At 45.0% G+C, this 2,565-nt stretch carries 2 protein-coding genes; both read left to right on the top strand.

Annotation, left to right across the window (positions count from 1 at the left end):
- Nucleotides 1–160 precede the first annotated feature (160 nt).
- Nucleotides 161–1,699 carry an IS21 family transposase gene (gene istA / locus H8Z82_RS16785; protein ID WP_186995755.1) on the top strand — a complete coding sequence of 513 codons (1,539 nt, stop codon included), beginning with the start codon at nucleotides 161–163 and terminating at the stop codon, nucleotides 1,697–1,699.
- Nucleotides 1,700–1,705: 6 nt separating this feature from the next.
- Nucleotides 1,706–2,482, top strand: a complete 777-nt coding sequence (gene istB / locus H8Z82_RS16790; protein WP_019161580.1) for an IS21-like element helper ATPase IstB — start codon at nucleotides 1,706–1,708, stop codon at nucleotides 2,480–2,482.
- Nucleotides 2,483–2,565 lie beyond the last annotated feature (83 nt).

Consider the following 2,565-nt stretch of genomic DNA (forward strand, 5'->3'; position numbering starts at 1 on the left):
TGAATAATCCGGTGCCCGTGTCCCTGCTGTCCGGTGACAGGAAACCGCAAATCCGTTTTTTAGGGAACCACCATTCCGGTAGTGGAAACCTTTATCATAAATCCTTTAGAATGTAATCATGCACCAGCTGGTGTAAATTCATTCAAAGGAGGTCATGACCATGACCAAGTATCGAGAGATTCTCAGGCTAAAAAGTCTGGGACTCAGTCAGCAGAGCATTGCCGATAGCTGCAATGTCTCCAAGAAAACGGTTAATCGCGTTTTGAAGCGTGCAAAGGAATTAAATATTTCCTGGCCGCTTGATAAAAGCGATACCGATGCTGTTCTTGCAGAAATGTTTTTTCCTTCTGCAAAGCAAGTCAGATCCAATAAACGGATGCCTGACTACGATTCTGTCCACAAAGAATTACTCCGTAACGGAGTCAGTAAGAAACTCTTGTGGACAGAATACATGGAGGATTGTCATGCAAATGGCGAAAAACCACTTATGTATTCCCAGTTCTGCTATCACATCCAGCAGGATGAGCAGAAACGACGTGCTACCATGCATATCAACCGGAAACCTGGTGAGCAGGTTGAGGTCGATTGGGCAGGAGATCCTGCAACAATCATTGATCCGGATACCGGTGAGATCACCAAAGCCTATTTATTTGTCGGCGTGATGACTTATAGTCAGTACGCATATGTGGAAGCATTTCTGGATATGAAGCAGAAATCATGGATTAATGCCCATGTTCATATGTACGAATATTTTGGTGGTGTTGCCAGAATTCTCGTACCGGATAACTGTAAAACAGCAGTTGTCCACAATGGTGGCTTTAAAGACCAGCAGGTCAATGAAACTTATCAGGAAATGGCCGAATACTACGGCACCGCTATTATCCCGGCGCGTGTCAGGGCTCCAAAAGATAAGCCGAATGCTGAGGGGACAGTAGGAAATATTTCTACTTGGATCACAGCAGCTCTTCGGAATGAACAGTTCTTCTCCCTTGCCGAATTGAATCTGGCAATCAGAGATAAGCTGGAACTGTTCAACCAAAGGCTCTTTCAGAAGAAAGAGGGTAGTCGGCGAAGCTTATTTCTTGGGGAAGAAAAACCATTGCTGGCACCATTACCTGCTACCCGTTTTGAACTGAGTGACTGGAAAGCAGCCACTGTCCAGTTCAATTATCACATATCTGTGGACGGAATGCTATACTCCGTTCCGTACGAATACATTAAAAAGAAAGTTGATATAAGGGTAACAGACACCACGATTGAAATTTTCTACAACCATAACCGCATTGCTTCCCATCGTCGTCTAAAAGGACGCCCCGGGCAGTACAGCACCATTACTGAACATATGCCGGCAGACCACCAGAAGTATCTGGAATGGAACGGTGACCGCTTCCGTAAATGGGCTGAGCGGATTGGCATAAATACTTACACTGCAGTCAATGCAATATTGACCTCCAAAAGTGTGGAACAACAAACCTACCGAAGCTGTATGGGGCTTCTTAAGCTTGCTGAGAAGTACTCAGATGCGTTACTGGAAGCTGCCTGTAAAAAGGCATTATCCTATACAGCATCACCCAGTTACAAGAGTATTAAAAACCTACTTGTAACCGGTTCAGAAAAACTGGCATCGGAAGCAATCGATACCAAGACCACACATAAAGCACATGGCATCACACGAGGTGCCGATTACTATCGGAGGTAAACGCATATGACCAATCAGAGTACAATGGATAAGTTAATAGAAATGCGCCTTACCACAATGGCAGATGCATTCCGCAACCAACTCAATGACCCAAAATTCAAGGAGGTTCCCTTTGAAGATCAATTCGGTATGCTGGTGGATATCGAATACAGCAGTCGCAAAAACAACCGTCTCAAAAGACTGATCAAGAACGCCGGTTTCGATCAGCCGGAAGCGAATATCATGGATATCAACTATACTTCCGGACGCAAGCTAAACAAGGAACTGATTCGCAGACTTGCTACTTGCGAATATATATCTGAACATCGGAATCTTTTTATTACCGGTGCTACAGGCTGCGGTAAAACTTACATGGCCTGTGCCTTTGGCATGGAAGCCTGTAAGCAGTATTACAATACCAAATATATCCGTCTGCCTGATCTGCTTATTGATCTGGAGGTGGCACGGACAGATGGCAACTACAAAAAGGTGATGGCTAAGTATGCCAATCCCGTTGTCCTGATTTTGGACGAATGGCTTCTATTGAAACCAACGGAATCTGAACAAAGAGATATCTTCGAACTACTCCATCGGAGACGCAAGAAATCTTCAACGATTTTTTGCTCCCAGTATGAGTTCGAGGAATGGTACGACCAACTGGGTGGTGATGATAGTCCTCTGGCAGATGCAATCATTGACCGCATTGCTCATGACAGTTATCGTATCAACATTACAAGCATTGATGCCGAACATGATATCTCGATGCGAGAGGTTTATGGCTTGGACAAAACATTACGCGAGTAAACTCGCATAAGCGGTTCCCGCTAGCCCGGACAGACGGTTTCCCGTCTGCCGGACTTGCGGTGTTACCGCACAAGAATATTCAT

The organism is Blautia difficilis (genome assembly GCF_014297245.1).
GTDB classification, from domain to species: domain Bacteria; phylum Bacillota; class Clostridia; order Lachnospirales; family Lachnospiraceae; genus Blautia_A; species Blautia_A difficilis.